General features: G+C 61.3%; 28 protein-coding genes and 1 pseudogene. 14 read left to right on the top strand and 15 right to left on the bottom strand.

The genetic code is table 11. The features are described from left to right. Positions 1-2 precede the first annotated feature (2 nt). From odhB to lpdA, 3 genes are all read left to right on the top strand, one after another. Positions 3-1520 carry a 2-oxoglutarate dehydrogenase complex dihydrolipoyllysine-residue succinyltransferase gene (odhB, locus tag AC2FIR_RS03805; RefSeq protein ID WP_170614397.1) on the top strand — a complete coding sequence of 506 codons (1518 nt, stop codon included), beginning with the start codon at positions 3-5 and terminating at the stop codon, positions 1518-1520. Positions 1521-1522: 2 nt separating this feature from the next. After that, positions 1523-1792: a hypothetical protein gene (locus tag AC2FIR_RS03800; RefSeq protein WP_170614396.1), complete on the top strand. Its 270-nt coding sequence runs from the start codon at positions 1523-1525 to the stop codon at positions 1790-1792. 74 nt (positions 1793-1866) lie between these two features. Then, positions 1867-3255 (top strand): dihydrolipoyl dehydrogenase, encoded by a 1389-nt coding sequence (gene lpdA, locus AC2FIR_RS03795; RefSeq protein WP_170614395.1) that lies wholly within the window; start codon positions 1867-1869, stop codon positions 3253-3255. 147 nt (positions 3256-3402) lie between these two features. Here the strand turns inward: lpdA and AC2FIR_RS03790 are convergent, their stop codons facing one another. From AC2FIR_RS03790 to AC2FIR_RS03775, 4 genes are read right to left on the bottom strand one after another with little or no spacing between them, the layout of a single operon-like run. Then, positions 3403-4008 (bottom strand): pyridoxamine 5'-phosphate oxidase family protein, encoded by a 606-nt coding sequence (locus tag AC2FIR_RS03790; RefSeq protein WP_496744947.1) that lies wholly within the window; start codon positions 4006-4008, stop codon positions 3403-3405. Beyond that, positions 3995-4735, bottom strand: coding sequence for a lysophospholipid acyltransferase family protein (locus AC2FIR_RS03785; RefSeq protein ID WP_480912518.1), 741 nt, complete (start codon positions 4733-4735; stop codon positions 3995-3997). The genes AC2FIR_RS03790 and AC2FIR_RS03785 overlap by 14 nt, the downstream gene beginning before the upstream one ends. Next, positions 4735-5634, bottom strand: coding sequence for a cell division protein FtsX (locus AC2FIR_RS03780; protein WP_170614392.1), 900 nt, complete (start codon positions 5632-5634; stop codon positions 4735-4737). The genes AC2FIR_RS03785 and AC2FIR_RS03780 overlap by 1 nt, the downstream gene beginning before the upstream one ends. Beyond that, positions 5631-6308, bottom strand: coding sequence for a cell division ATP-binding protein FtsE (locus AC2FIR_RS03775; RefSeq protein ID WP_170614460.1), 678 nt, complete (start codon positions 6306-6308; stop codon positions 5631-5633). Before AC2FIR_RS03775 ends, AC2FIR_RS03780 begins: the two co-directional genes overlap by 4 nt. A 188-nt stretch (positions 6309-6496) precedes the next feature. On the opposite strand from AC2FIR_RS03775, the gene AC2FIR_RS03770 reads away from it, so the two are divergent. Beyond that, positions 6497-7210, top strand: coding sequence for a zinc-ribbon domain-containing protein (locus AC2FIR_RS03770; RefSeq protein ID WP_170614391.1), 714 nt, complete (start codon positions 6497-6499; stop codon positions 7208-7210). A gap of 18 nt (positions 7211-7228) precedes the next feature. Here AC2FIR_RS03770 and AC2FIR_RS03765 read toward each other — a convergent pair whose 3' ends face one another. The 5 genes from AC2FIR_RS03765 to argH are packed head-to-tail and all read right to left on the bottom strand — an operon-like array spanning position 7229 to position 12883. Further along, a complete protein-coding gene (locus AC2FIR_RS03765) occupies positions 7229-9775 on the bottom strand; it encodes a TIGR02302 family protein (protein WP_496761927.1) in 2547 nt (848 codons plus the stop codon). 36 nt (positions 9776-9811) lie between these two features. Continuing rightward, the gene (gene lysA, locus AC2FIR_RS03760; protein ID WP_480912525.1) at positions 9812-11077 is read right to left on the bottom strand and encodes a diaminopimelate decarboxylase; all 1266 of its coding nucleotides are present in this window, start codon (positions 11075-11077) and stop codon (positions 9812-9814) included. Positions 11078-11132: 55 nt separating this feature from the next. Beyond that, positions 11133-11282 carry a hypothetical protein gene (locus AC2FIR_RS03755; protein ID WP_321249298.1) on the bottom strand — a complete coding sequence of 50 codons (150 nt, stop codon included), beginning with the start codon at positions 11280-11282 and terminating at the stop codon, positions 11133-11135. Positions 11283-11312: 30 nt separating this feature from the next. Next, positions 11313-11486 (bottom strand): argininosuccinate lyase, encoded by a 174-nt coding sequence (locus AC2FIR_RS03750; RefSeq protein ID WP_170614388.1) that lies wholly within the window; start codon positions 11484-11486, stop codon positions 11313-11315. Between the two features lie 8 nt (positions 11487-11494). Next, on the bottom strand, positions 11495-12883 hold the full coding sequence (gene argH, locus AC2FIR_RS03745; protein WP_496744952.1) for an argininosuccinate lyase: 1389 nt from the start codon (positions 12881-12883) through the stop codon (positions 11495-11497). Positions 12884-12904: 21 nt separating this feature from the next. Here argH and AC2FIR_RS03740 point away from each other — a divergent pair, with 21 nt between their 5' ends. The 9 genes and pseudogenes from AC2FIR_RS03740 to yddG all read left to right on the top strand — a co-directional run bounded on the left by AC2FIR_RS03740 (position 12905) and on the right by yddG (position 19788). Then, positions 12905-13477, top strand: a complete 573-nt coding sequence (locus AC2FIR_RS03740; protein ID WP_496744954.1) for a TlpA disulfide reductase family protein — start codon at positions 12905-12907, stop codon at positions 13475-13477. A gap of 115 nt (positions 13478-13592) precedes the next feature. After that, positions 13593-13922 (top strand): hypothetical protein, encoded by a 330-nt coding sequence (locus tag AC2FIR_RS03735; RefSeq protein ID WP_170614385.1) that lies wholly within the window; start codon positions 13593-13595, stop codon positions 13920-13922. Between the two features lie 59 nt (positions 13923-13981). Beyond that, positions 13982-14368 carry a hypothetical protein gene (locus AC2FIR_RS03730; RefSeq protein ID WP_496761924.1) on the top strand — a complete coding sequence of 129 codons (387 nt, stop codon included), beginning with the start codon at positions 13982-13984 and terminating at the stop codon, positions 14366-14368. Further along, positions 14365-15336: a sterol desaturase family protein gene (locus AC2FIR_RS03725; protein ID WP_170614383.1), complete on the top strand. Its 972-nt coding sequence runs from the start codon at positions 14365-14367 to the stop codon at positions 15334-15336. The genes AC2FIR_RS03730 and AC2FIR_RS03725 overlap by 4 nt, the downstream gene beginning before the upstream one ends. Positions 15337-15428: 92 nt before the next feature. Beyond that, the gene (locus AC2FIR_RS03720; protein ID WP_496744959.1) at positions 15429-15617 is read left to right on the top strand and encodes a hypothetical protein; all 189 of its coding nucleotides are present in this window, start codon (positions 15429-15431) and stop codon (positions 15615-15617) included. 113 nt (positions 15618-15730) lie between these two features. Further along, positions 15731-16564 (top strand): annotated as a pseudogene (locus AC2FIR_RS03715) (EAL domain-containing protein). A 191-nt stretch (positions 16565-16755) separates the two neighbouring features. Continuing rightward, a complete protein-coding gene (locus tag AC2FIR_RS03710) occupies positions 16756-17931 on the top strand; it encodes an acetyl-CoA C-acetyltransferase (RefSeq protein ID WP_170614380.1) in 1176 nt (391 codons plus the stop codon). Between the two features lie 187 nt (positions 17932-18118). After that, on the top strand, positions 18119-18841 hold the full coding sequence (phbB, locus tag AC2FIR_RS03705) for an acetoacetyl-CoA reductase (protein WP_170614379.1): 723 nt from the start codon (positions 18119-18121) through the stop codon (positions 18839-18841). A gap of 80 nt (positions 18842-18921) precedes the next feature. Then, the gene (gene yddG / locus AC2FIR_RS03700; RefSeq protein WP_496744962.1) at positions 18922-19788 is read left to right on the top strand and encodes an aromatic amino acid exporter YddG; all 867 of its coding nucleotides are present in this window, start codon (positions 18922-18924) and stop codon (positions 19786-19788) included. 100 nt (positions 19789-19888) lie between these two features. Here the strand turns inward: yddG and AC2FIR_RS03695 are convergent, their stop codons facing one another. From AC2FIR_RS03695 to AC2FIR_RS03685, 3 genes are all read right to left on the bottom strand, one after another. After that, the gene (locus AC2FIR_RS03695) at positions 19889-20053 is read right to left on the bottom strand and encodes a YdcH family protein (RefSeq protein WP_170614377.1); all 165 of its coding nucleotides are present in this window, start codon (positions 20051-20053) and stop codon (positions 19889-19891) included. A gap of 125 nt (positions 20054-20178) precedes the next feature. Next, entirely contained in the window at positions 20179-20949 is a 771-nt protein-coding gene (locus AC2FIR_RS03690; RefSeq protein ID WP_496744964.1) for a tRNA1(Val) (adenine(37)-N6)-methyltransferase, read from the bottom strand. Beyond that, a complete protein-coding gene (locus AC2FIR_RS03685; protein ID WP_170614375.1) occupies positions 20946-21161 on the bottom strand; it encodes a putative signal transducing protein in 216 nt (71 codons plus the stop codon). Before AC2FIR_RS03685 ends, AC2FIR_RS03690 begins: the two co-directional genes overlap by 4 nt. A gap of 56 nt (positions 21162-21217) precedes the next feature. Between AC2FIR_RS03685 and AC2FIR_RS03680 the strand changes: the two genes are divergently transcribed. Beyond that, positions 21218-22216, top strand: coding sequence for a polyprenyl synthetase family protein (locus AC2FIR_RS03680; protein WP_480904707.1), 999 nt, complete (start codon positions 21218-21220; stop codon positions 22214-22216). Here the strand turns inward: AC2FIR_RS03680 and AC2FIR_RS03675 are convergent. From AC2FIR_RS03675 to AC2FIR_RS03665, 3 genes are all read right to left on the bottom strand, one after another. Next, positions 22209-23027: a 4-(cytidine 5'-diphospho)-2-C-methyl-D-erythritol kinase gene (locus AC2FIR_RS03675; protein ID WP_496744966.1), complete on the bottom strand. Its 819-nt coding sequence runs from the start codon at positions 23025-23027 to the stop codon at positions 22209-22211. The two genes, AC2FIR_RS03680 and AC2FIR_RS03675, sit on opposite strands and share 8 nt — an antisense overlap. Then, positions 23017-24693 carry a tetratricopeptide repeat protein gene (locus tag AC2FIR_RS03670; protein ID WP_496744968.1) on the bottom strand — a complete coding sequence of 559 codons (1677 nt, stop codon included), beginning with the start codon at positions 24691-24693 and terminating at the stop codon, positions 23017-23019. Before AC2FIR_RS03670 ends, AC2FIR_RS03675 begins: the two co-directional genes overlap by 11 nt. Positions 24694-24833: 140 nt before the next feature. Beyond that, positions 24834-26480, bottom strand: a complete 1647-nt coding sequence (locus AC2FIR_RS03665) for an electron transfer flavoprotein-ubiquinone oxidoreductase (protein WP_170614371.1) — start codon at positions 26478-26480, stop codon at positions 24834-24836. Positions 26481-26486: the final 6 nt, after the last annotated feature.

Raw genomic sequence — 26486 nt, 5'->3', positions numbered from 1 at the left:
CGATGACGATTGAAGTTCGTGTTCCCACGCTTGGCGAATCCGTCACAGAAGCCACGGTCGCAACATGGTTCAAGAAACCCGGCGACGCCGTGGCAGTGGACGAGATGCTGTGTGAACTGGAAACCGACAAGGTGACAGTTGAAGTACCCTCGCCCGCCGCAGGCGTGATGGGCGAGATTGTAGCGGCAGAGGGTGAAACGGTTGGCGTGAACGCCCTGCTGGCCACCATTACCGCCGGTGAAGGCGCCGCCCCTGCGCCTGCTGCGGCCGCCCCGGCTCCGGCGGCAGCACCGGCAGCATCCGGAGGCAGCGTCGACGTGATGGTCCCGACTTTGGGCGAGTCCGTTACCGAAGCAACCGTATCCACCTGGTTCAAGCAGGTTGGTGACACCGTGGCCCAGGACGAGATGCTGTGTGAGTTGGAGACCGACAAGGTGTCAGTCGAGGTCCCGGCCCCGGCAGCCGGCGTTCTGGCCGAAATCGTGGCACCCGAAGGGTCAACCGTGGATGCAACCGCGAAACTGGCGGTGATCTCGGGCGCGGCCGCTGGCGCGGCGCCCGCACCGGCTGTTGCTGCCGCTGCGGCTGCTCCGGCGGCGGCCAGCGCTGGCAAGGACGTTGCAAACGCGCCGTCCGCCGAAAAGGCGATGGCCGAGGCCGGTCTGTCCTCCGATCAGGTCACGGGCACGGGCCGCGATGGCCGCATCATGAAGGAAGACGTGGCAAAAGCTGTTGCAGCGGCTACAGCCCCAGCGCCTGCGGCGGCTGTGCCCGCCCCCGCTGCCCAGGCCCAGCGCGCACCGGTTGCCGCCGAGGACGAGGCCCGCGAGGAGCGCGTGCGCATGACCCGTCTGCGCCAGACCATCGCCAAGCGCCTGAAGGATGCACAGAACACCGCAGCGATCCTGACCACCTATAACGAGGTGGACATGACCGAGGTGATGGCCCTGCGCAACCAGTACAAGGAGCAGTTCGAGAAGAAGCACGGTGTGCGGCTTGGCTTCATGTCCTTCTTCACCAAGGCCTGCTGCCACGCGCTGAAAGAAGTTCCGGAAGTCAACGCCGAGATCGACGGCACCGATATCGTCTACAAGAACTTCGTGCACATGGGGGTTGCCGCCGGCACGCCTCAAGGTCTGGTTGTTCCGGTCATCCGTGATGCTGACAGCATGTCCTTTGCAGCAATCGAAAAAGCCATCGCCGAAAAAGGCAAGCGCGCCCGTGACGGTAAGCTGTCGATGGCCGAAATGCAGGGCGGCACCTTCACCATCTCGAACGGTGGTGTCTACGGCTCTCTGATGTCGTCGCCGATCCTGAACCCCCCGCAATCGGGTATTCTGGGCATGCACAAGATCCAGGATCGTCCGATGGTCATCAATGGTGAGATCAAGATCCGCCCGATGATGTATCTGGCGCTGTCCTACGATCACCGGATCGTTGACGGCAAAGGCGCCGTGACCTTCCTTGTACGTGTAAAAGAGGCGCTGGAAGATCCGCGCCGCCTCCTGATGGATCTGTAATCATGGCGACACATGTACTCTGGCAGGCCGACGTGGCCGATTTCGATGCCTGGCTGAAAGTGTTCCGCGAGGATCAGCCAATGCGCAAGGCCGCGGGCATCCGCGACCTGCATGTCTGGCGCGATCCCGATCAGAAGGATCACGCAATTGCTATGTTCGAGGTGGTGGACCTGAACAAGGCGAGGGATTTTTTCGGATCCGAGGAGCTGGCCATGCATCACGAGCGCGGCGGCATTGCCCATATCACGATCAAGCTGTTGGAACCCGTCTAAGGACGAACATGCCCCGACCCGCAGATGCCGGGTCGTGCGGCCACCGGGTGATCCGGTCGATTTAGGAGAATATTATGGCAAATTATGATGTCATCGTTATCGGCGCCGGACCCGGCGGCTATGTCTGCGCCATCCGTTGCTCCCAGCTGGGGCTGAAAACCGCCGTGGTCGAAGGCCGCGATACGCTGGGCGGTACCTGCCTGAATGTGGGCTGCATTCCGTCGAAGGCGCTGCTGCATGCCAGCCATCAGCTGCATGAGGCCGAGCATAACTTTGCCAAGATGGGCCTGAAGGGCAAAAGCCCCTCTGTCGACTGGAAACAGATGCAGGCCTACAAGGACGAGGTGATCGAGGGCAACACCAAGGGCATCGAGTTCCTGTTCAAGAAGAACAAGATCGACTGGTTGAAGGGATGGGGTTCGATCCCCGCTGCCGGTCAAGTCAAGGTGGGCGACGAGGTGCATGAGGCCAAGAACATCATCATCGCCTCCGGCTCCGAACCGTCTGCTCTGCCGGGTGTCGAGGTCGATGAAAAGGTGGTCGTGACATCGACAGGGGCGCTGTCGCTGGGCAAGATTCCGAAGAAGATGGTTGTCATCGGCGCCGGCGTGATCGGGCTGGAACTGGGCTCGGTCTACAGCCGCCTGGGGGCCGAGGTGACGGTGATCGAATTCCTCAAGGAAATCACGCCGGGCATGGACCCCGAGGTGCAGAAGACCTTCCAGCGCATCCTCAAGAAACAGGGCCTGAAATTCGTCATGGGGGCGGCAGTCCAGAAGACCGAAGCCACCAAGACCAAAGCCAAGGTGACCTACAAGCTGCTCAAGGACGACAGCGAACACGTGATCGAAGCCGATACCGTGCTGGTCGCCACCGGGCGCAAGCCGTACTCGGACGGACTGGGACTGGACGCTCTCGGTGTTGAGATGACGCCACGCGGCCAGATCAAGGTTGGGGCCGACTGGCAGACCAATGTGCCGGGGATCTATTCCATCGGTGACGTGACCGAAGGCCCGATGCTGGCGCACAAGGCCGAAGACGAAGGCATGGCCGCCGCCGAGCAGGTTGCAGGCAAGCATGGGCACGTCAACTATGGTGTCATTCCCGGCGTGATCTACACCTGGCCCGAGGTGGCCAATGTGGGCGAGACCGAAGCGACCCTCAAGGAACAGGGCCGCGCCTACAAAGTCGGCAAATTCATGTTCATGGGAAATGGCCGCGCCAAGGCGAATTTTGCCGCCGATGGATTTGTCAAAATCCTCGCCGACAAGGACACGGACCGAATTCTGGGCGCGCATATCATCGGCCCGGCTGCCGGCGATCTGATCCACGAGGTCTGCGTGGCGATGGAGTTTGGTGCGTCGGCCGAAGATCTGGCCCTGACCTGCCATGCCCACCCCACCTATTCCGAAGCAGTGCGCGAGGCAGCACTGGCCTGTGGCGACGGTCCGATACACTCGTAGGGATCCACCAGACTGAACCAAGGTATGCGAGGCTCTGCCTCGCGCTCCGGGATATTTGGAGCCAGATGAAGTTCGGATCCGCTCTTCATCTGGCCGAAAGTACCCCGGGGGAGTCGCGCGGCACGCGCGGCGGGGGCAGAGCCCCCGTTACCACATGGTTTTTGCCGCGCGGGCGACCCATTCACGATCGTAGTCCGCGCCGCCTTCCTCGCCACCTGACGCTTCGGCCAGCATTTCGCCGATCGTTGGCAGATCGGTGCTCTCGTCCCTGCCAGCCCAAGTTCCGGCCCGCATCAGGGCGCGGGCGCATTGGGTGTAGATTTCGTCAATCTCGATGACGATGACGGTTGCCGGGGTCTTTCCGTGTTTCAGGAACCGGTCACGCATTCCGATGTCTGCGGTCAGGCGCGCGGTGCCGTTCAGCCGAACGACGTTGTTCGACCCCGGCACAATAAACATCAGCGAAATGCGCGGGTCGCGGACGATATTGCGCAAGGAATCCAGCCTGTTGTTTCCACGCCAATCCGGAAGCGCCAGAGTTTTGGCGTCAAGCTCCAGCACCACGGGGCCATCATCGCCACGCGGGCTGCCATCGACACCTTCGGGGCCCACCGTGCTGAGAATACAAAGGCGTGAAGCCATGATCCATTTTCGGTAAAGCGGTGTCAGATGGCGCACCACCTTGCGCAAGGACGGCGCGCCGGGTTTGCCATAAAGCGCCTCAAGCGCGGTTATATCGTCAATGAACTCCATCCGGATCAAACCCCACTTCCCGCATCAGACTGTTCGACCGCGTCTCGATCTCCTGTTCCAGCCGGTCCAGAAATTCGTCCCGGGCCACACCCGGTTCGATCGGATCCAGGAAATCTACAATCGCAAGGCCGGGCTTGCGCATGATCCCGGAGCGGGGCCAGAAAACGCCCGCATTGGTGGCCACCGGAACACATGGAAACCCGAGACCTTCATATAGCACCGCGGTTCCGACCTTGTATGGTTTCTGAACGCCCGGCGCGACACGGGTGCCTTGCGGGTAGATCACCAGCTGTCCGGGTTCGGTGAATTCCTTTGCAACATCCTTGACCATCTTCGCCACGGCCGCGCCCCTTTTGCCGCGGTTGACCGGAATGCACCCCAAGCGGCGGGCATACATGCCAATGATCGGGGTCCACAGAAGCTCTTGTTTCATGATGAATTTGCCGTGGGGGATGGCGCTGAAGATCATGATGATGTCGAGGAAGGACTGGTGCTTGGCGCCGATGACGACTTCGTCATGGGGGGGTGATCCGCGCACCTCGCAGCGGATGCCGACCATCCAGCGGGCCAGCCAGATCGTGCTGCGGGCGTAGGTCTTGCAGGCCTGCAATGCGCCGCGTTTGGTGAACAGGGCATAGGGCGCGAAGACAACGCCAAGGATCAGCATCCAGGCATAGATTGTGATCATGAAGATCAAAGAGCGAATCCATTGAAAACCTGTTCGCATCAGGAAAGCTCCTTTAGTTTTCTGCGGGCGGCGCTCCAGGTCGCGAAGAACGCAACCGTAGCACCTAGAAGCGGGATGACGGCCGGCAGCAACCATCCTGCCCCCTGAAAGCCGAGCCCGGTCAGAAACCCGCCCGCATCCGAGGTATCGGGCAGCAGTGACACGCCGATCATTCCAAACAGGGTTCCGATCCCGGCCCCCAGAAGCGCCCGATAGGTAAAGCGGCGCACGAAGGCTCCGGCGATGAAACGGTCGCGGGCTCCGACCTGGCGTAGGACCTCGATGATCCGGGCGTTGGCGGCCAGCGAGGCGTTGGCAGCCAGCGTGATCATTGCGGCGGTTGCACCGCCGATCAGCAGAATGGAAATCCAGCCCAGTCGCCGCACCGACATGGCCGCGTCAACCAGCGGTTCGCGCCAGCGTGTGTGGTCATCCAGAACCGCGCCAGGCACCTCGGCGCTCAGGCGAAGGCGCAGCCCGGCGGCATCCAGCCCCGGTTCGCCTTCGATAATCTCGATCAGTTGCGGCACGGGCAGAGTGTCCAGTGGCAGATCGGGTCCGAACCATGGCGATAGCAGAGCGGCCTGTTCCTGATCCGTCAAGGCGCGGGCCGAGGCGACTCCAGGGGTCTGGCCAAGGACGGTCAGGGCGGCTTCGGTCTGGGCCGCAAGCTGTCCGGCAGGGGCGTTGATGCGCAAGGTGGCGGCACCGGCCAGTTCCGACGCCCAGCGATCCGCCACGCGGCCCGAAGCCAGCGACAGGGCCAGCGCAAATACCGCCAGAAATCCCATCGCGCCCGAGACGAACAGGGTCAGATGCGCGGTATACCCTGTGGGCGGAACCACCCGGTCGGCGCGTTTGTCGCGCGACAGCAGGTTGCGGATGGTGCCATTGCTCATAGATCGGCCCCCGCGAGCTGCAGCTTGCGCTGCGAGATCCGCAGAACACGCGCCTGTACCTGGCTTTTGGCGGCGCGGATCAGGCTGAGGTCATGGGTCGCGATCAGCACCGTTTTGCCCATCCGGTTCAGTTCGACCAGCAGGCGCAGCAGGCGCTGCGACATTTCCCAGTCCACATTGCCGGTGGGTTCATCCGCCAGCACCACATCCGGCGACAGGATCACCGCGCGGGCCAGCGCGGCGCGCTGGCGTTCGCCGCCCGACAGTTCCGGCGGATGCGCCTCGAGCCTTGATCCAAGCCCGACCCAGCTCAGCAGTTCTGTCAGGTTGTCCTGTTCGGCCGTTTCGGCCCGCCCCGAAACCATCAGCGGCAGAGCCACGTTTTCCGCCAGTGTCATGTGGTCGAGAAACTGGCAATCCTGATGGACCACGCCGATCCGGCGACGCAACAGGGCCATCTGGTCGCGGTCCAGCCGGGCAATATCGCTGTTAAACGCGCTGAGACGACCGGATGTCGGCAACAGAGCGCCGTAGCACAGTTTGAGGAACGTGGTCTTGCCCGCACCCGAAGGACCGGTCAGAAAGTGGAAGGACCCCGGCGGCAGCTGAATCGACACGTCGCTCAGCAGTTCGCCGTCGCCATAGGTGTAGCTGACATTCTCCAGCTCGATCACAAGGTGCGCCCCCAGGTTTTTTCTGCCGCTCTTCTTGCCCGAGCGCGGTTGCGGTTTCAATGCCTGCACCGGGTCGATTTGGTGACACTTGACCCGTGAAACCGAAATCGCCCTTTGCTGTTGGGTCTTAACGGAATATGGTTCCTTAAAAAACTACTATCAGGCCGATCAATCGGCCAGGAGGCAGCATGCGTCTTACGTGTCCCAATTGCAGTGCCCAGTATGAAGTTCCGGATGAGGTTATTCCGGAAGAAGGCCGCGACGTTCAGTGTTCCAATTGTGAAGAGACGTGGTTTCAGGCGAAGAACCCGGCTGAAGCAGTCTCTGCGCCCGAACCGGCAGCACCGGATGCTGCAACCGATGAGGCGCCCGAGCCCGCATCGCCGCCAGCGGACGACATGAACGAGCCCGCAGAGGCGCAGCCTGCCGAAGCCAAAAGCGGTGTCGACCCCTCTGTCGCCAGCATCCTGAAGGAGGAGGCAGCCCGCGAGGCGGAATTGCGGGCCAAGGAAGGGGGCGGCCTTGAAAGCCAGCCTGATCTTGCGCTGGAACCGGTCGCCAAACCGGCGCCTGCGACGCAATCCGTTCCCGTGGAAACCGCCGCAGATGCGGGGCAGAAAGACGCTTTGCCGGATGTCGAGGCGATCAATTCCAGCCTGCGCAGCGATGAAGTGAACGCGTCCGATACCGACGATCAGCCCGCGCAGCGCAAATCGGGCGGCTTTCTGCGGGGATTCTCACTGATCCTGATCATCGGCGTTCTTCTGTTTCTGATCTACGGCAACGCGCAGCAGATCAGTGAAGCTGTTCCGCAGGCCGACCCTGTTCTGAAACCCTATGTCTCGCTGGTGGATCAGGCGCGCGTCTGGCTTCAAGCGCAATCCGGGGCGGTTCAGAACTGAACCGCGCAAAACCAAGCGTCAGAAACGTTCCAGCAAGCGTTTGAGGTATTCCAGCTCGATCTTGGGCCGATCGGATTCACCGGTGCGGCGGCGGATTTCGTCCAGCAGTTCACGCGCGCGGCGATAGACGTCTTCCCCCTGCAAAAGGTTGTCGTCGGTCGAGATCGACCCGGCAGCACCCGGGCTGCGGCCCAGTGGATCGCGGTTGTTGGCCTCCATGTCGCCTTCCTGCGAGCCCTGTCCCGGTTGGTTCTGTTGGTTCTGCGCCAGCGCCTCGCCCAGCGAGCGCATGCCCTCGCGCAGGGCCTCCATCGCTTCGGACTGTCGGTCAATGGCTTCGGCCAGATCGTCGCCGCGCAGGGCGTCTTCCGCTTCGTCCATGGCGCGACCGGCGCGGCCCAGCGCCTCGCGCGCCGCTTCACCTTCGGCGGTTCCGGCACCCGGCAGGCCCTGTTCCTGACGTCTGAGTTCCTCGCGCAGGGCCTGCTGGCGGTCTGCAAGCGATCCCTGGCCCTGTTGTCCGCCGCCGGCCTGATCGTTCGAGCCGTCACCCTGACCGCCCTGGCCTTCATGGCTCTGGCCCCGGCCCAGGCCACCGGAACGGCCTTCGTTGCCGCGGCTTTCGCCGGCCTGCGCACCGGGGTTGAACTGTTCCTGCAAATCCCGGAACGCCTGATCGCTGAGGCCCTGCTGTTCGCGCAGGGTTTCCGCAAGCCCTTCCATGGCCTGTTGACCCTCGGACTGTCCGCCCTGCCCCTGACCTTGGGTCACGCGCATGTTTTCCATCATCTGCTGGAACTCTTCCAGCGCCTGTTGCGCCTCGGCCATGCGGCCCTGTTCCATCAGTTCCTGAATGCGGTCCATCATCCGCTGCAGATCGTCCTGGGTCATCTGCAGAGACTCGCCATTTGGGCCTGTCTGGTTCTCGCCGCCTTCACCGTTTTCTTGTGCCAGCCGCTGAAGCTGTCGCATGTAATCCTGCGTGGCTTCGCGCAACTCCTGCATCAGCTCGGCGATTTCCTCGTCACTGGCACCATTCTTCATCGCCTCCGTCAGGCGCTCCTGCGCGCGGCGCATGCGTTCCAGCGCATCGGCCAGAGTGCCATCTTCGATCAGCACGGCCAGATCCCACAGGGCCTGGGCTATTTCGGCTTGCTGATCCGGCTTCAGGCCATAATCGGTGAACGTCTCCAACCGGCGCAGCACGACCCGAAGCCTCAGATAGGCGGTGTCGGACCGAAACAAATCCTCGGGGCGGTGGGACACGGCGCGCAGAACTTGCGCAATGCGCGGCGCATTGGAACGGGCCCACAACAGGTCACGCCGTTGTTCAATCACCGCGGCAGCCAGCGGGTCGAAGAAACGGCGCGCAGGAAGGGCCGTCTGATAGGGATCGGACCAGGTTTCCTGATCGGCGGCATCCCGTGCCATCAGGGTTATCGTGACCGGCAGGTGTGCCCAGGGATGTTCCGAGAAATCCTCGATCAGGTCTTCCGTGAAATCGGCCCGGTCGCCGGTGATCGGCATGGGCAGTTCAACGGTCACGGCTTCGCGCGGTTCAGGGTCTGCAGTCAGGCCAAAGCGGCGATCAACCGAGGCCAGATCAAGTTCGATCAATGCGGTGCCCGAGACCACGCCATAATCATCGCTTGCCGCAAAGGGCAGTTTCATCTGACCACCCGCCTCGGCTTCGGCCACATCGGTCACCGCAATCTGCGGCGCCGCGTCGGCAAGCAGGTTCAGCGCCCATTCGCGCCCTGCGGGGCCTTCGATCTTCAATTGCCCTGAATGTTCGGCCACGAAATCCTGTTCGGGATTGGTCTCGGCCTCGGCCCCCAAAAGAGACGTGGTCTCGGTCAGGCTGTGTGACCCGACTTCTCCGTAAAAGCGCAACGTGATGCGGCTGCCCTGTGGAAGCGTCAGATCGGGGCCCGGCTGATCGGCCAGATAGAGCGTCGGCAGACCGGTGTATCTGGGCGGTTCGATCCAGCCTTCCCAGCTTGGCCCCTGCCCCGCTGTCGCAGTACCCGGCGTCATCTCGGCCACGGATCCGATACGCCAGAACGACCCGAACAGGGTTGCGATCACCAGCGCCAGAAGCGCTGCATAGCGCAGGGCAAAGGGGTCGCGGTCTGCCAGCCTAAGGTCAGGCTTTACGGGTTCGGCCTGCGCCACCTTTTGTGCCATGCGTTTCTGGTGCGCCTGCCACAGGGCGACCGAGGCCGCGTCCATGGAGCCGATGGCCTGATCGTCTACCAAGGCCTGGATCGGGCGTCCCGGCAGTGTTTCATCTAGCCTCACCAACGCCTCGGCGCGTGTCGGTAGATGGAATCGCCTGACCCCGAACATGAGCGCAGAAAGCAGTCCGATCAGCGCGACACTGCCCGCCGCCCAGACAAATTCGACACTGACAAGATCCTGCAGACCCAACATCAGAGCGGCCAGAATGGCCATCAAAACCGAGAAAAACGGCCAAAACGCGCGCAAAACCCGCTCGGCCAGCATCCCTGCGTGCGTCAGCCACAGGGACAGCCGGGGAATAGGCAGGTTTGATCTGTCGCTCAAGGCGGGCCTCCTGATCAGGCCCGTGCGATCATCGCGTCAGAGCCATGGGGGTATGGTATCGCGGTTTATGATTTCGTCAAAGCTTGGGCGTTCACGAATAACCGCAAATTGATCCCCATGCACCAGAACCTCGGGGATCAGGGGACGGGTATTGTATTCGCTGGCCATCACCGCACCATAGGCCCCGGCGCTGCGGAACGCGACCAGATCACCGGCGTTCAGCGGCGGCATATCGCGCTGCTTGGCAAAGGTATCACCGGTTTCGCAGACCGGGCCCACGATGTCATAGGGTTGCTGTTCGACCCCGGGCATGGGTTCGTGAACGGTGACAATGTCATGATACGCCTCGTACATTGCGGGGCGGATCAGGTCGTTCATGGCGCCGTCAAGGATCAGGAAATCGCGACCCTCGCCGGATTTCACATAGATCACCTTGCTGACCATCAGCCCGGCATTTCCGGCAATCAATCGGCCCGGCTCGATCTCGATCTCGCAACCCAGATGGCCCAGCGTTTTCTTGATCAGTGCACCGTATTCCACTGGCAGTGGTGGTGCGTCATTCGAGCGGGTGTACGGAATGCCGAGGCCACCGCCCAGATCGAGGCGACGAATATCGTGCCCTTCAGACCGCAGCTTTTCTGTCAGCTCCGCCACCTTGGTATATGCCAGCTCGAACGGCTCAAGCTCAGTCAGTTGCGAGCCGATATGAACGTCGATGCCGATCACCTCCAGCCCGGGTAGACTGGCAGCATGGGCGTAGACTTCGGAAGCGCGCGCAATCGGGATGCCGAACTTGTTCTCGGACTTGCCGGTCGCGATCTTGGCGTGGGTCTTGGCGTCGACGTCGGGGTTCACCCGCACTGTGATCGGCGCCACAACGTCCAGCTCCTGCGCGACGGCATTGATCACCTCCATCTCGGGCTCGGATTCCACGTTGAACTGGCGGATGCCACCGGTCAGTGCGGTGCGAATTTCATCCGCCGTCTTGCCAACGCCCGAAAACACGATCCTGTCGCCCGGCACACCGGCTGCCTTGGCGCGCATGTATTCCCCGCCCGAGACCACGTCCATTCCCGCACCGGCTTGCGCCAGCGTTTTCAGAATCGCCTGATTGCTGGCCGCCTTCATCGCGTAGCAGACAAGGTGATCGGTGCCCTCAAGCGCGTCATCGAACAACTGAAAGTGCCGCAGCAATGTCGCGGTGGAATAGACGTAGAACGGCGTTCCGACCGCGGCTGCAATCTCGGAAATAGGGACATCCTCGGCGTAGAGCGCGCCGTCGCGGTAGAGAAAGTGATCCATGACTGCGCGCTTAGACCAAAAAGGGCATTCGGAGCAAATGATTCCGGCGGAACCCTTATTTTGTCGTCGAAATTCCCACGCGGCCATACCCCGAGATGGAAATGCCCGAACCTCTGGGTTCCGACGCCGGTTCAGAGCGCGGTTTGTAGTTTGGGTCGCAAGCTGCAAGGGCGGCCAGCGAAAGGATCAGAAGAAAGGTTTTCATCAAGAGTTTTTCGTTCTTTCGTTCGGCCGGTCAGACACCAAAGAACACACCGACGGGTCCGCGCCAGAATCCGACGCCTGCGCCGACGTGAACGCCATTTGATCCGACACCGACACTGGCGCTCATGGTTGGGGTGGTCGGCTCGCCGTCCGCGCCGCACCCGGCCAGAGCAACTCCGACCGCGATCAGCATGAGGATGCGCATGACTTGTTTCACACCAGTCCCTTCCATCGCTCGGCCTGGGCGCGGACCTGATCCGGTGCCGTGCCGCCATAGGACTGACGTGAGTTTACCGAATTTTCGACGGTTAGGACAGAATAGACATCATTCGTGATATCGGCATGGACAGACTGCATATCTTCAAGGGTCAGATCGGGCAGGTCGCAGGCCTTGGCTTCGGCCATGGCCACCAGCGCGCCGGTGACGTGGTGGGCGTCGCGGAACGGCAGGCCCAGAACGCGCACCAGCCAGTCAGCCAGGTCGGTAGCGGTCGAAAAACCTGATCCGGCGGCGGCGGCAAGGCTGTCGCGGTTGGCGGTCATGTCTTTGACCATGCCTTCCATCGCCGCCAGCGCCAGCATCCAGTTGTCGGCGGCGTCAAAGACCTGTTCCTTGTCTTCCTGCATGTCCTTGGAATAGGCCAGCGGCAGGCCCTTCATCACCATCATCAGCGCGGTATTGGCGCCATAGATGCGCCCCACCTTGGCGCGGATCAGTTCCGCCGCATCCGGGTTCTTCTTTTGCGGCATGATCGACGATCCGGTCGAGAACCGGTCGGACAGCGTCACAAACCGGAACTGGGCCGAGGACCAGATCACCAGTTCCTCGGCGAAGCGCGACAGATGCACAGCACAGATCGAGGCGGTCGAAAGGAATTCCAGCGCGAAGTCGCGGTCGCTGACCGCATCCAGCGAGTTCGCCGCGGGGCGGTCAAAACCGAGCGCCTCGGCCGTCATGTGCCGGTCGATCGGGAAAGAAGTGCCCGCAAGCGCGGCGGCACCCAGCGGCGATTCGTTCATCCGGGCTCGGGCGTCGCGCACGCGGGATAGATCGCGGCCAAACATCTCGACATAGGCCATCATGTGGTGACCCCACGTCACTGGCTGCGCGGTTTGCAGATGGGTAAATCCGGGCATGACCCAGTCCGCCCCGGCCTCGGCCTGCGCCAAAAGCGCGCGGATCAGGGCCAGCAACCCGGTTTCCGCCGCGTCCAGCTGATCGCGGACCCAGAGTTTGAAATCGGTTGCCACCTGATCGTTACGGCTGCGGCCCGTGTGCAAACGGCCTGCGGGCTCTCCGATCACTTCCTTCAGGCGCGCTTCGACATTCATGTGGATGTCTTCCAGCGTGGTCGAGAACTGAAATTCTCCGTTCTGGATTTCTGACAAAACGGTGAGCAGCCCTTCCCGAATGGCCTGCGCGTCACTATCAGTTATAACGCCCGTGGCAGCCAGCATGGCGGCATGGGCGCGCGAGCCTGCGATGTCCTGGGCTGCCATCCGCTGATCGAACCCGATCGAGGCGTTGATCGCCTCCATGATCGCGTCTGGTCCGGCGGCAAAGCGGCCGCCCCACATCTGGTTCGAGGATTGATCGGTCATGTTGGAAAACCCGGAGTTGATATGCGCCTGTTACGTCTGATCCCCCTTTATATGGCCCTTGCGCTGGGTGCAAATGCGGCTTTGGCTAGTGATGCCGAAACTCTGGCGCCGCTGCGTGACGGCAGCCTGAAACGGCTGATCCTGCATAAAGAACCCAAACCGGCCAAGACCATCGAGTTCCAGTTGGAAGACGACGGCGGGGTCGGCACACTTGAAGATTACGCCGGCAAATATGTGCTGGTGAATTTCTGGGCCACCTGGTGTGCGCCCTGTCGCAAGGAAATGCCCCAGATTGCAGAGTTGCAGGAAGAATTCGGCGGCGACAAATTTCAGGTTCTCACCCTGGCCACCGGTCGTAACACCCCTGCCGGGATCAAGAAGTTCTTCGACGAGAACGGAATCGTCAACCTTCCGCGCCATCAGGACCCCAGCCAGGCCGCCGCGCGTGAATTCGGCGTCATCGCCTTGCCGATCACCGTCATCCTGAACCCCGAGGGAAAGGAGATCGCGCGCCTGATCGGGGATGCGGAATGGAACTCGGACAGCGCCAAGGCGATCATCGCGGCGCTGGTCGGCACAGAGGGCGAAAGCTGAAAAAGACTATCGGTACAATCCGGTAATGTAGGCCCGTCCATTTCAATCTCGTGATATACTGTCCCCGCCCCTCCTGTTGGGCGGGGCAGTTTGCGTTTTGGGAATGGAGGTGACGATGAGACCTGTGGTTTTGCTGATTGGACGCTTGCCGAATGTGATCGGAGATGTCGCGCAGCAACTGGATCACCTGCCGATTCAATGGCTGGGTGCACATGACCCTGATGAGGTGCGGCGGCAACTGGACGCCGAACCCCGGATCGCATGCGCCATCATGGGCGCGGGACTGGATGACAAGGTACGGGGCGAAATGGTGGGCATAATCGCCTCCCGCCGTCCGGATATCTGCATTCACCTGAAAGACCGCACGTCTGGTCCCGAAGGTCTGGTCCCGTTCGTCCGGCGCGTGGTGCAGCATGAAATCCTGGAAAGTCTGGAAAAAGGCTGACGCGACGCCACCTTTGACAGTCGGTTATCCGCCTTGCAACTTGTCGGCGGGAGGACGGAATGCCGCTTGAAATCCTGCTGGTTCTGGTGGTCGGCGGTATCGCCGGAATTACCCTGTTGCTGCATGCGACGGGCAAGTCCCGTTTGCGCCTTCTGACACCGGACACGGCGCGGTCGGAATGGCTGCGACATGCCCCGGAGGACTACATCATTGATGTCATGATTGCCCATGACGGCCATGCGGCGCTGATCCGCACGGACGCTGGCAAGGGGCTTTTGTGGTCGTTCGGTGCGGATACCGTGGCGCGGCATTTGCTTGATTTCGACTGGATGGACCATCCCAAAGGCATCGAGGTTCAGTTTCATGATTTCAGCACCCCACGCGTAATCCTCAGCCTTGATAACAGCGAACGCCAGCACTGGCGTCTGATGATGGACCCTTCATGACCGACCAAGTGAGCTTTCCCGACGCCGTGCAATGGGCCGTCCCGTTTTTCATCGCCGCCATTCTGGCCGAGTTTCTGTGGATTGCCATCAAGGGCCGCGGCGGACGGTATGAGACGCGCGACGCCGTAACCTCGCTGATCATGGGTGCGGGCAACATCGCCTCGGGCTTTCTGCTGGGCTTCATCGCATACGCGTTTTTCATGTGGTTGTGGCGGATTACGCCGCTGGACCTGGGCACTTCGATCCCGGTGATTTTTCTTTGCTTCGTGCTGGATGACCTGCGCTATTACTGGGTGCACCGGTTTGGCCATCGCATCCGCTGGGTCTGGGCCAGCCATGTGAACCATCACAGTTCGCAGCATTACAACCTGACCACGGCGCTACGGCAGACGTGGACCTATACGTTCACCTTCATGATGGTGGTACGCGCGCCGCTGATCCTGCTGGGGTTCCATCCCGCGATGGTGCTGTTCGTCGGCGGGCTGAACCTGATCTATCAGTTCTGGATTCACACAGAAGCCATCGGCAAAATGCCGCGTTGGTTCGAGGCGGTGATGAACACCCCTAGCCATCACCGCGCGCATCATGGCCGCAATGCGCGTTACCTGGATTGCAACTATGCTGGTGTGTTCATCATCTGGGACAAGATGTTCGGTACTTTTGTACCGGAACAGGATGATGACCGTGTCGACTATGGGCTGGTGCATAATATCGGCACGTTCAACCCGCTGCGCGTGGCCTTTCACGAATGGGTCGGCATCTGGCGCGACGCGACGCAGCCCGAGCTGACATGGCGGCAGCGCCTGGCCTATTGCTTTGCGCCGCCGGGCTACAGCCATGACGGAAGCCGGAAGAATTCTGAGCAGATCAAGGCCAGCCATCTGGCCCGACATCCCGAAGATCGCGGAACGCCCGGATTTGAACATCTCGAGGAATTTTTGCCCGCAAAACAGGCGGAACATTCCTGAGCGCAACGACTATCTTACGCTGAATACTTGATATTATTGGCCCCGGCTTCATATTAGAACGATGTTTTGATTTAGCGTGCCCGGAGGCCATTATGTCTCGTACAACGACCCTTTATACTGTTTTTGGCCTGACCGGCCTTGTCCTTGCCATGCTGATAGCCATTGGCGGAGGACCTTCGGTATTCCTGGGTTTGGGCTTTGCAATGATGACGCTGGGCCTTCTTGGGGCCCTGATCGGCGCGGCAAACACATTGCGCCAGACCAGCCGATCGGCCAAATGATCCCCGGCACATAGCAGCTTTTACGCTTCTGTCTCGATTAACGTCAGATTCACTTCTTTGCTCTGATATGGGCGCGGACCCCTATTGATCTTACGCAAGGATTGGGCGTGCCCATGCGGGACAGGAAACTGGCTGATCTGCCGGAAGGCGCGGACAATCCGCTGAACGCGGCGGTGGCTTCGCGCGATTTGTCGACGGTGCAAATGGCGACAGAGGCGGTGAAACACAAGCAATGCAAGCTGGCCTTTCAGCCGGTCATGCAGGCCAATGCCCCCCACCGTGTGGCGTTCTAAGAAGGGTTCATCCGGGTGCTGGACGAAACCGGGCGGGTCATTCCCGCGCGCGAGTTCATGCCCGAGGTTGAAAACACGCCAATCGGGCGCGAGCTGGACTGTGTCGCGCTTGAAATGGGTTTGCGCACCCTGACGCGCAATCCGGGGATCCGTCTGTCGGTCAACATGTCGGCCCGCTCGATCGGTTACGCCCGCTGGTCGCGTATTCTTGAGCGGTTCATGAAAAATGACCCCGCTCTGGGTGAACGGCTGATCCTTGAAATCTCGGAAAGTTCGGCGATGCAGGTACCGGAACTGGTGGTCGATTTCATGGATCGTCTGCAGGCCCGCGGCATCGCCTTTGCGCTGGACGATTTTGGCGCCAGCAACTTCAGCTTTCGCCACTTTCGCGAGTTTCTGTTCGACGCGGCTAAGATCGACGGACAATTCGTGCGTGGTGTCAGCACGAACCCCGACAATCAGGCGCTGGTCAGAGCCCTGATCGCGGTTGCCCGCGAATTCGAGATCCTCGTGACTGCCGAATCGGTCGAAACCAAGCAGGATGCCGAGTTTCTGGTGGCCAGCGGTGTCGATTGCCTGCAGGGCTTTCTGTTCGGCGCGCCCTCGGTCAAACCGCCATGGAAAGCGGAAAAGACACAGGAGACAGGGACTTAACACCTGCCGCAACACATTTCAGCCTACGACCTGCCGCCCTGAGACAAGCTGCCCGTTGCTGCGCGTGCAGCATTGCGATATCCAAATGGTGCTGGAGCGGGGATCACGGGGCGCTCTTGATTGCAGGGGGATCCTCTACGATCTGCGCCGTCACATTTCCCACAGGACCATGACGGTAAAGGATTAATCGAATGACCAACGTAGTAATCGCATCCGCCGCACGTACCGGTGTCGGCAGCTTTGGCGGCTCGTTTGCCAACACTCCCGCCCACGATCTTGGGGCCGCTGTGCTTGAGGCCGTTGTAGAACGCGCGGGAATCGACAAAAGCGAGGTTAGCGAAACCATCATGGGCCAGGTTCTGACCGCCGCTCAGGGCCAGAACCCCGCGCGCCAGGCGCACATCAATGCCGGCCTGCCGCAGGAAAGCGCGGCCTGGGGCATCAACCAGGTCTGTGGCTCGGGCCTGCGTGCCGTTGCTCTGGGCGCACAGCACATCCAGCTGGGCGATGCCGAAATCGTCGCCGCCGGCGGCCAGGAAAACATGACCCTTTCGCCCCATGCCGCCGCCCTGCGCGCCGGTCACAAGATGGGCGACATGAAATACATCGACACGATGATCCGCGATGGTCTGTGGGATGCCTTCAACGGTTATCACATGGGTCAGACCGCTGAAAACGTCGCCGAGAAGTGGCAGATCAGCCGCGACATGCAGGACGAATTCGCCGTTGCCTCGCAGAACAAGGCCGAAGCCGCGCAGAAGGCCGGCAAGTTCGCCGACGAGATCACGCCGTTCACCATCAAGACCCGCAAGGGCGACATCGTGATGGACAGCGACGAATACATCCGTCACGGCGCGACCATGGAAGCCATGGCCAAGCTGCGCCCTGCCTTCACCAAGGACGGTTCTGTCACCGCGGCAAACGCCTCGGGCCTGAACGACGGCGCGGCCGCAACCCTGCTGATGTCTGCTGAAAACGCCGAAAAGCGCGGGATCGAGCCGCTGGCCCGTATCGCATCCTACGCCACTGCCGGTCTGGACCCGTCGATCATGGGCGTGGGCCCGATCTACGCGTCGCGCAAGGCGCTGGAGAAAGCCGGCTGGTCGGTGGACGATCTGGATCTGGTCGAGGCGAACGAAGCCTTTGCCGCGCAGGCCTGCGCCGTGAACAAGGACATGGGCTGGGACCCGTCGATCGTGAACGTGAACGGCGGCGCGATTGCCATCGGCCACCCGATCGGTGCCTCGGGCTGCCGCGTTCTGAACACGCTGCTGTTCGAAATGAAGCGCCGCGACGCGAAGAAGGGTCTGGCGACCCTGTGCATCGGCGGCGGCATGGGTGTCGCCCTGTGCGTGGAGCGCGACTAAGTGCGTTGAGAACCAAATAGAAAAGGGCGTCCCACGGACGCCCTTTTTTGTTACAATCAAGCCTTACACCGTAGCTGCGACAATTTCGCTGAGCAGAAAAGCAAAGACCTGAACGAAACGATATTGCGCACCAATCTCTCTCAGAGTAACAGAATTACCAAGCCGACTAAATTTGGAGGATTCCTAAATGGCACGTACAGCACTCGTAACCGGCGGCTCCCGCGGCATCGGCGCAGCAATTTCCAAGGCGCTCAAGGCCGAAGGGTACAACGTTGCAGCCACCTATGCGGGGAATGACGAAGCCGCCGCGAAATTCACCGAGGAAACCGGTATCGCCACCTATAAGTGGAACGTCGCCGACTATGACGAGTCCAAGGCGGGTATCGAAAAGGTCGAGGCCGAGGTTGGCCCGATCGACATCGTTGTGGCAAATGCCGGCATCACCAAAGACGCCCCTTTCCACAAGATGACGCCCGAGCAGTGGCATCAGGTGATCGACACCAACCTGACCGGCGTGTTCAACACCGTACACCCGGTCTGGCCCGGCATGCGCGAGCGTAAGTTTGGCCGCGTGATCGTCATCAGCTCGATCAATGGACAGAAGGGCCAGTTCGCGCAGGTGAACTATGCCGCGACAAAAGCGGGCGATCTGGGCATTGTGAAGTCGCTGGCGCAGGAAGGTGCACGTGCGGGCATCACCGCCAACGCTATCTGCCCGGGCTACATTGCCACTGAAATGGTGATGGCGGTTCCTGAAAAAGTCCGCGAATCGATCATCGGTCAGATCCCGGCCGGCCGCCTGGGCGAGCCCGAGGAAATCGCGCGCTGCGTGGCGTTCCTGGCATCGGACGATTCCCAGTTCATCAACGGCTCGACCATCTCGGCCAACGGTGCGCAGTTCTTCGTCTGATCAAGAACGATTGCAATTTTGAACGGGCCGGTCCAAATGGGCCGGCCCTGTCAATTTCAGATTCCCGAAGAGGCTGCCCCATGAGCAGAATGCGCGCAACGGCCATTGGTTTTATCGCTGTGCTGCTGTGGTCCCTGCTGGCCCTGTTCACGGTCGGCTCGACACCGACACCACCGTTGCTGCTGAACGCCGTCTGCTTTTCAATCGGCGGCACCCTGGGCCTGATCTGGACCTGGGCCACCGGCGGATTGCAACAACTTGGGCGCGTACCCTGGACAACTTATCTGTTCGGAACGCTGGGTCTGTTCGGCTATCACGCCCTGTATTTCTCGGCACTGAGGATGGCCCCCGCAGCCGAGGCGGGTTTGATCGCATATCTCTGGCCTTTGCTGATCGTTCTGCTGTCGGGGCTGTTGCCCGGCGAGCGGTTGCGCATCGGGCATCTGATTGGTGCCTGCTTCGGTTTCGCGGGCGCGACGCTGATCATTGCCGGTGGCGGCAGCACCGGGTTTCAGGTGCAACACCTGCCCGGATATGCGCTGGCACTGATGTGCGCGTTGACCTGGTCGGGCTATTCTGTTCTGTCCCGCCGTCTGGGCGATACCCCCACCAGTTCGGTTGCCGTTTTCTGCATCGCCGCGGCAATTGCCTCGGGCGCGCTGCATCTTGCGGTGGAAGAAACGGTCTGGCCCTCGACCGCATTCGGCTGGGCATCGATCCTTGCCCTGGGTCTGGGACCGGTCGGGCTGGCGTTTTATGTTTGGGATATCGGGGTCAAGCGGGGCGACATTCAGATACTGGGCACCGCGTCCTATGCGGCACCGTTGCTGTCTACGCTTGCGCTGGTTCTGGCCGGGATCGCCGCCCCGTCCTGGGGTCTGGCGGTCGCGGCGCTGTTGATCACCGGCGGGGCCACAATTGCGGCGCGGGCCAGTCTGAAGTCCTAGTTCGCCCTGCCCTGAACTTGCATCGCCAATAACCTTTCGCGCCTTTGGTGCTTTCGGGACATTGGCGATACAGAGTGATTCAGGTCAGGTGCTGGACGCTTTAATTGGACAGGCGTTCGATCTCTTCTTTCAGCTTGAGCTTCTGCTTTTTGAGCTGCGCAATATGGAGATCATCAATTCCTGGCGAGCGTTGGGCTTTTTCCACTTCGAGACCGAGACTTTCGTGTTTTTTCTTCAGTTCCGTCAGATGTGCGCTCACGCTCATGGCGATCCTCCTTAGTTGGATGTCTGAGTATTACATGGGAAGTTGACCACATCGTTTCCAGCCTGTCACGCCGCAGACGCACAGAATCTGTCACAAATCCGACAAATTCGGCCGGTCACCGCCTATCAAACCGAGAATCCGGGTAGCGCGGCCCCGTTCCTCAGCACCGAAGTTACCTCGGGCGTATAGCTCTCACCGTCCCTCTCGTGCCGTGCGCCTGTGTGCAGGATCAGCGGGGAATGGAGCTGGAAGGTGGCGCGCCCCTCTTTCCGCGCGCGCAGAATGACCAGTTCAGCGTTTCGGGTCGCGCGCGGCGTCAGCGGCAGGACTTCGACTGAACCCAGTCTGCCGGCACAGGCCGACAACATGTCCGGCAGGCGTTCGGCCTTTTGGATCATGTGCAGATAGCCGCGCGGGGCCAGTCGCCTGGCGGCCACGCCGATCCAGTCCGACAGAGGTGTTTGCTCGCCCAGCGCCACCTGTCGCCCCAGATCCTGCGCCGGGCTGTGCGCGCCGGGGCGGTAATAGGGCGGGTTGGCGATGATGTGATCGAACTGTCTTTGCCTCAGCTCATTGGGCAGATCGGTCAGGTTTGCCTGTATCACTGCCAGCGGCACATCGTTCTCTGCGGCGTTGCGCCGCGCCAGATCGGCGTAGGCGGGTTGCAATTCGACCCCCGTCAGGTGCAGGCCCGGCACGCGGGCGGCAAGGCAGAGGATGGCGGCGCCTGCCCCGCAGCCAAGCTCCAGCACGGTTTGGCCTGCCGTGGCCGGAACCGAGGCCGCCAGCAGAACCGGGTCAACACCTGCGCGATAGCCGGACAAAGGCTGCCACAGCCGCACGCGTCCGCCGAGGAACTCGTTGCAGCTCAGCTCGCTGTCGGAGAACCCGCTCATCGGCCCAAGGGGATGTCGTTGTCACGCATTACCCGTTCGGCGCGGATCAGGTCGTCGGCGCGCACCATCAGGCGGCGGGGGAAAATTCCTATACCGCCTTCGAGGATGCTCATATTTACGTCCATCTGAAAGCAGTCTATATCCTCGCCTTCAAGGAGAGCGGATGCAAAGGCCAGGATTGTCGGATCGGTGCTGCGCAATAGTTCTTCCATGGGGATGGATGTAAGGGCAAGGGGCGGCGGAAGTCGAGCCTTGTATCAGGAGTGTGATGAACGTCAGCACAATCTCGAAACCACATGAACGGCTGGCCGACATTCTGGCCGGTGAAATGGATGCGGTAAACCATCTGATCCGCACGCGCATGGCGTCGGAACACGCCCCCCGTATCCCCGAAGTGACCGCTCATCTGGTTGAGGCGGGCGGCAAGCGTCTGCGCCCCATGCTGACTCTGGCCGCAGCCCGTCTGTTTGGCTATTCCGGCGACCACCATGTGCGTCTGGCCGCGACGGTCGAATTCATTCATACCGCCACGCTGCTGCATGACGACGTCGTGGACGAAAGCGCCCAGCGGCGCGGGCGGCCCACGGCAAACCTGCTGTGGGACAACAAATCCAGTGTTCTGGTTGGCGATTACCTGTTTTCCCGCAGCTTCCAGCTGATGGTGGAAACCGGGTCGTTGCGCGTTCTGGACATTCTGGCAAACGCTTCGGCCACGATTGCCGAGGGTGAAGTGTTGCAGATGACGGCAGCCACCGACCTGGGCACCCACGAGGGCATTTATCTGCAGGTGGTGCGCGGAAAAACGGCCGCGCTGTTTTCGGCTGCAACCGAGGTAGGCGGCGTGATTGCCGGTGCATCGGAAGAGCAGGTGAAAGCGCTGTTCGACTATGGAGACGCGCTTGGCATCGCCTTTCAGATCGCCGATGACCTGCTGGACTATCAGGGCGACAGCAAGGCAACCGGCAAGAATGTCGGCGATGATTTCCGCGAGCGCAAACTGACCCTGCCGGTGATCAAGGCCGTGGCGCAGGCCACGGCAGACGAACACGCCTTCTGGGAACGCACGATTGGCAAGGGCCGCCAGCAGGATGGCGATCTGGATCACGCGCTAAGCCTGATGAACAAATACGGCACGCTGGAGGCCACCCGTTCGGATGCCATCGGCTGGGCCGCCAAGGCCAAAACCGCGCTGGAGGTGCTGCCCGATCACGAGATCCGGTCGCTGCTCCGGGATCTGGCCGACTACGTGGTCGCGCGCCTCAATTAAGCTGCGTTGCGCGGCACCACCAGTCGGAATGGGCCGCGCCGATTTCATAGGCCGCGAAATGCGCGGCCTTCATGGACGGGTAAAGCCCGAAACAGGTCGAGCCCGAGCCGGACATACGCGACAAAAGAACACCGCGAGAGGCGTCGAGCTCATCCAGAACCCGCCCGATCTGAGGCGCAATGCCCATGGCCGGTGCCTGCAGATCGTTGCGCTGGCCTTTCAGCCACGCGGCGCAGTCTTCCGCCGTTTCAAATTCAGGGATATCCTCGGGCATAGCCGGGTTGTGGCGCGTTTCCATCGCCTTGAACACGGAACCGGTCGGTACCCCGACGCAAGGGTTGACCAGAACCGCATAAAGCTGTGGCAGAGAAACAGGCTTGATCTTTTCGCCTATGCCCCGCATTCGCACGGCTTTCGCCATCAAACAGACCGGGATATCAGCACCCAGTGACACCGGGTTCGGCAGCTTTCCGTTGCCCGATCCCGCGAGCACACGCAATGTCGCGGCCGCATCCGAAGACCCGCCGCCGATACCGCCCCCATGGGGCAACGACTTGTTCAGGGTAATTCGGCCTGTCCAGCCAACTGCATCCGCCGCCTGCCAAACCAGATTACGCTGATCGGATGGGACACCCCGGGCATGTTCACCGGTGACGTCCATCGACAGGTCCGGACCGGGCTCGAACGTCAGGTGGTCACCGATATCTGCGAACACGACCAGAGAATCCAGCAGGTGATAGCCATCTTCGCGCTGGCCGGTCACATGCAGGGTCAGGTTGATCTTGGCGGGGGCAAATGCCTCAGCCTTCATTGGCAACCTGAAGCGGCTCTGCGCCTTCTTCCGCCAGAACCGCGTCCAGCCCGATCTCGAGCTTTCGCCGGATACGGTCGGGATCGGCCTCACCATCGGTGTCGTCGGGGTCGATGAAAGACAGGGCGCGTTTCCACTGGAACTCGGCCTCGCGGTCGCGTCCAACGGCCCAGTACACGTCGCCCAGATGATCATTGACCACCGGGTCGACCGGCATCAGTTCGATGGCGCGTTCCATATGCTCAACGGCTTCTTCATAGCGGCCGAGCCGGAACAGAACCCAGCCGAGGCTGTCCACGATATAACCGCTGTCCGGGCGCGTGGCGACGGCGCGTTCGATCATTTCAAGCGCCTCGTCCAGCTTTTCGCGACGTTCGACCAACGAGTAGCCGAGGTAATTCAGCACTTGCGGCTGATCCGGGTTCAGTTCAAGCGCGCGGCGAAAATCCGCCTCGGCCTGATCCCAGTTCTTGAGACGCTCATGCGAAATTCCGCGAGCATAATGCAGAAACCAACTGCCGCCCGCCCCGGTTTCGGTCAGCTCAATCGCCCGGTCGTAGGACGGCACGGCGGCGGCATAGTTTTCGTCCCGACGCAACAAATCGGCCAGTGCCACATGAACGGACGGCAGGTTAGGGCGTTGTGCCGCAAGGTTCTGCAAAACTTCCGCTGCAGCGTCTTTCTTTCCTGCACGCCCTAAAACTTCGGCCCGGCCCAGTTCGGCAACGTGAAAATCGGCGCTGTCGGAAGGCACTGTCCGATAGGCCGCCACGGCAAGATCAAACTGTTCCAGATCGTCCAGCAGCTCTGCCCCCAGCAAAATCGCGTCGACGTGGTCGGGGCGCAAAAAGGTCGCCACACGTGTGTAAAGCAGGACATAGTTCTGTGCCGCTTCGCCATTCAGTGCCGCGCCGACCGAAAAGAAAACCTCGGCCATGCCGTCCCGCGCGGAACCGATATGTGTGAAAGGCAGGGTTTCGCCGTCGGTCAGGCGGGTCTCGTAGCCTTCGATGGTCGGGTCGCTGCCGATGGAAAACACTTCGTCCAGAAATGCCAGCGCGTCGGCATTGCGGTCCAGTTGCGACAGGACCTCGGCCCGGGCAAGTGCAGCGCGGCGGCTGAAGCGGGCAATGGTTCCGTTGTTTTCGGCAAAAATTGCCTCAGCCCCTTCGAAATCGCCCACGGACGCAAGGGCCATTGCCTTGTGATACAGCGAAAACTCCCTCAGACCGTCCTGCGTGGAAACCTTGTCAAACTGCTCCATCGCTTTGGTCATGGCGCCCTGCGCCATGTTGGTCCAGGCAATCATTAGCCCGTCAACCAGCGGCCCGACACCTTGCGTTTCAGGATCAAGGGCCAGAAACGCGTCATATTTTTCGTCTGCCACCAAAGCCGCCGACAGCACCATGCGCGCGGCCTGGCTTGGCAAGTCGTTGTCCACGATTTTCTTCGCGACGGGCAGGGCTCGCTGAATCTCGCCCAGCGCGAGACGGGCCACGACCACGCTTTCCAGCAGGTGCAGGTTTTCCGGATCAAAGCGAAGGGCCTGCGAATAATATTTCTCGGCCGCCGTATAGTCGCTTTCATAGATCGCCTGACGACCCGCAAGATACGCCCCGGCGCCGGTATCGGCCAAGACCGGAACGGCAATAGGGGAAGAAAGCATTGCAGCCAATGCCACTCGTCGAACCAGGGAAATCACCAGAATTCTGCCTCGCTATCGTTATCTGAACGATAAGCTAGGGCTTTGGCCCCTGAGAGGCAATGGCAGAGCCTTCACGACGCCGCCATTGCCCGGGTTTTCGCTTACATGTTTGGATAGTTCGGCCCGTCGCCGCCCTGCGGTGTGGTCCAGGTGATATTTTGGCTGGGATCCTTGATGTCGCAGGTCTTGCAGTGGACGCAGTTCTGGAAGTTGATCACGAATCGCGGACCGTTTTCATCCTCGACCATCTCGTAGACGCCCGCCGGGCAGTAGCGCTGCGCCGGTTCGTCGAACCTGGGCAGGTTGACCTTGACTGGAATCTCGGGGTCGGCCAGGCGCAGGTGGCAGGGCTGGCTTTCCTCGTGATTGGTGGCCGCGAAGGAAACGTTGGTCAAACGATCGAACGACAGCGTTCCGTCAGGTTTGGGATAGTCGATCGGCTTGTGCTTGCTGGCATCTTCGGTCGATTCCGCGTCGTTCTTGCCATGACCCAGAGTACCCAGCAACGAGAAGCCCAGCGTGTTGGTCCACATGTCCATGCCGCCCAGCACCAGCGAAGCAGTCAGGCCGTATTTCGACCACAGCGGCTTGACGTTGCGCACCTTCTTGAGGTCGCTGCCGATTGCGCCTTCGCGCACGTCGGCCTCGTAGGCGGTCAGTTCGTCGCCCGAGCGGTCGGCCTTGATGGCGTCATAAGCAGCCTCGGCTGCGGCCTTGCCCGACAGCATCGCGTTGTGGTTGCCCTTGATGCGCGGCACGTTGACCATGCCCGCAGAACAGCCCAACAGCGCCACGCCGGGTGCGACCAGTTTCGGCATCGACTGAAGGCCGCCTTCGGTGATCGCGCGGGCGCCGTAGGCCACGCGCTTGCCGCCTTTCAGCAGTTCGGCGACCATCGGGTGATGCTTGAAGCGCTGGAATTCCATGTAAGGATACAGGTGCGGGTTCTTGTAGTTCAGGTGCACCACGAAACCGACATAGACCTGATTGTTTTCCAGATGATAGATGAACGACCCGCCGCCCGCATTGCTGCCCAGCGGCCAGCCCATCGTGTGCGTGACCGATCCTTCCTTGTGCTTGGCCGGATCAATCTCCCAGATCTCTTTCATGCCGACGCCGTATTTCTGCGGCTCTTTGCCGGCCGACAGGTCGTATTTGGCGATGACTTCCTTGGACAGCGAGCCGCGCACACCTTCCGACAGGAAGACATATTTGCCGTGCAGCTCCATGCCCGGCTCGGTATTTGGGCCATAGGACCCATCCGCTTCCAGGCCAAAAACGCCAGCAACAACGCCTTTGACTTCGCCATTGTCGCCATAAACCAGTTCAGAACACGCCATGCCGGGGAAGATTTCGACGCCCAGTTCCTCGGCCTGTTCCGCCATCCAGCGGCAGACATTGCCCATCGACACGATGTAGTTGCCGTGGTTGTTCATCAGCGGCGGCATCGGGAAGTTCGGGATGCGGATCTTGCCCGCCTCCCCCAGCATGTAGAAATTGTCTTCGTGCACAGGCACGTTCAGCGGCGCGCCCTTTTCCTTCCAGTCGGGGATCAGCGCATCCAAACCGCACGGATCCAGTACCGCACCCGACAGGATATGTGCGCCCACTTCCGAGCCCTTTTCCAGAACAACGACGTTCAGGTCGGCATCCAGCTGTTTCAGACGAATGGCCGCCGACAGGCCCGCGGGGCCTGCGCCCACGATCACCACATCGTATTCCATCGCTTCGCGTTCAATCTCGGCCATCGCGGG

It is taken from the genome of Ruegeria sp. CDSB136 (assembly GCF_059610965.1).
Note: the sequence above shows the minus strand (reverse complement) of the source record. Positions and strands in the feature narration are given on the sequence as shown.

Bases quoted from the DNA above. Each gene is read 5' to 3' on its own strand.
- odhB (WP_170614397.1), top strand. From the start codon at position 3: ATGACGATTGAAGTTCGTGTTCCCACGCTTGGCGAATCCGTCACAGAA.
- AC2FIR_RS03800 (WP_170614396.1), top strand. From the start codon at position 1,523: ATGGCGACACATGTACTCTGGCAGGCCGACGTGGCCGATTTCGATGCC.
- lpdA (WP_170614395.1), top strand. From the start codon at position 1,867: ATGGCAAATTATGATGTCATCGTTATCGGCGCCGGACCCGGCGGCTAT.
- AC2FIR_RS03790 (WP_496744947.1), bottom strand. From the start codon at position 4,008: ATGGAGTTCATTGACGATATAACCGCGCTTGAGGCGCTTTATGGCAAA.
- AC2FIR_RS03785 (WP_480912518.1), bottom strand. From the start codon at position 4,735: ATGCGAACAGGTTTTCAATGGATTCGCTCTTTGATCTTCATGATCACA.
- AC2FIR_RS03780 (WP_170614392.1), bottom strand. From the start codon at position 5,634: ATGAGCAATGGCACCATCCGCAACCTGCTGTCGCGCGACAAACGCGCC.
- AC2FIR_RS03770 (WP_170614391.1), top strand. From the start codon at position 6,497: ATGCGTCTTACGTGTCCCAATTGCAGTGCCCAGTATGAAGTTCCGGAT.
- lysA (WP_480912525.1), bottom strand. From the start codon at position 11,077: ATGGATCACTTTCTCTACCGCGACGGCGCGCTCTACGCCGAGGATGTC.
- AC2FIR_RS03755 (WP_321249298.1), bottom strand. From the start codon at position 11,282: ATGAAAACCTTTCTTCTGATCCTTTCGCTGGCCGCCCTTGCAGCTTGC.
- AC2FIR_RS03750 (WP_170614388.1), bottom strand. From the start codon at position 11,486: ATGCGCATCCTCATGCTGATCGCGGTCGGAGTTGCTCTGGCCGGGTGC.
- argH (WP_496744952.1), bottom strand. From the start codon at position 12,883: ATGACCGATCAATCCTCGAACCAGATGTGGGGCGGCCGCTTTGCCGCC.
- AC2FIR_RS03740 (WP_496744954.1), top strand. From the start codon at position 12,905: ATGCGCCTGTTACGTCTGATCCCCCTTTATATGGCCCTTGCGCTGGGT.
- AC2FIR_RS03735 (WP_170614385.1), top strand. From the start codon at position 13,593: ATGAGACCTGTGGTTTTGCTGATTGGACGCTTGCCGAATGTGATCGGA.
- AC2FIR_RS03730 (WP_496761924.1), top strand. From the start codon at position 13,982: ATGCCGCTTGAAATCCTGCTGGTTCTGGTGGTCGGCGGTATCGCCGGA.
- AC2FIR_RS03725 (WP_170614383.1), top strand. From the start codon at position 14,365: ATGACCGACCAAGTGAGCTTTCCCGACGCCGTGCAATGGGCCGTCCCG.
- AC2FIR_RS03720 (WP_496744959.1), top strand. From the start codon at position 15,429: ATGTCTCGTACAACGACCCTTTATACTGTTTTTGGCCTGACCGGCCTT.
- AC2FIR_RS03710 (WP_170614380.1), top strand. From the start codon at position 16,756: ATGACCAACGTAGTAATCGCATCCGCCGCACGTACCGGTGTCGGCAGC.
- phbB (WP_170614379.1), top strand. From the start codon at position 18,119: ATGGCACGTACAGCACTCGTAACCGGCGGCTCCCGCGGCATCGGCGCA.
- yddG (WP_496744962.1), top strand. From the start codon at position 18,922: ATGAGCAGAATGCGCGCAACGGCCATTGGTTTTATCGCTGTGCTGCTG.
- AC2FIR_RS03695 (WP_170614377.1), bottom strand. From the start codon at position 20,053: ATGAGCGTGAGCGCACATCTGACGGAACTGAAGAAAAAACACGAAAGT.
- AC2FIR_RS03690 (WP_496744964.1), bottom strand. From the start codon at position 20,949: ATGAGCGGGTTCTCCGACAGCGAGCTGAGCTGCAACGAGTTCCTCGGC.
- AC2FIR_RS03685 (WP_170614375.1), bottom strand. From the start codon at position 21,161: ATGGAAGAACTATTGCGCAGCACCGATCCGACAATCCTGGCCTTTGCA.
- AC2FIR_RS03680 (WP_480904707.1), top strand. From the start codon at position 21,218: ATGAACGTCAGCACAATCTCGAAACCACATGAACGGCTGGCCGACATT.
- AC2FIR_RS03675 (WP_496744966.1), bottom strand. From the start codon at position 23,027: ATGAAGGCTGAGGCATTTGCCCCCGCCAAGATCAACCTGACCCTGCAT.
- AC2FIR_RS03670 (WP_496744968.1), bottom strand. From the start codon at position 24,693: ATGCTTTCTTCCCCTATTGCCGTTCCGGTCTTGGCCGATACCGGCGCC.
- AC2FIR_RS03665 (WP_170614371.1), bottom strand. From the start codon at position 26,480: ATGGCCGAGATTGAACGCGAAGCGATGGAATACGATGTGGTGATCGTG.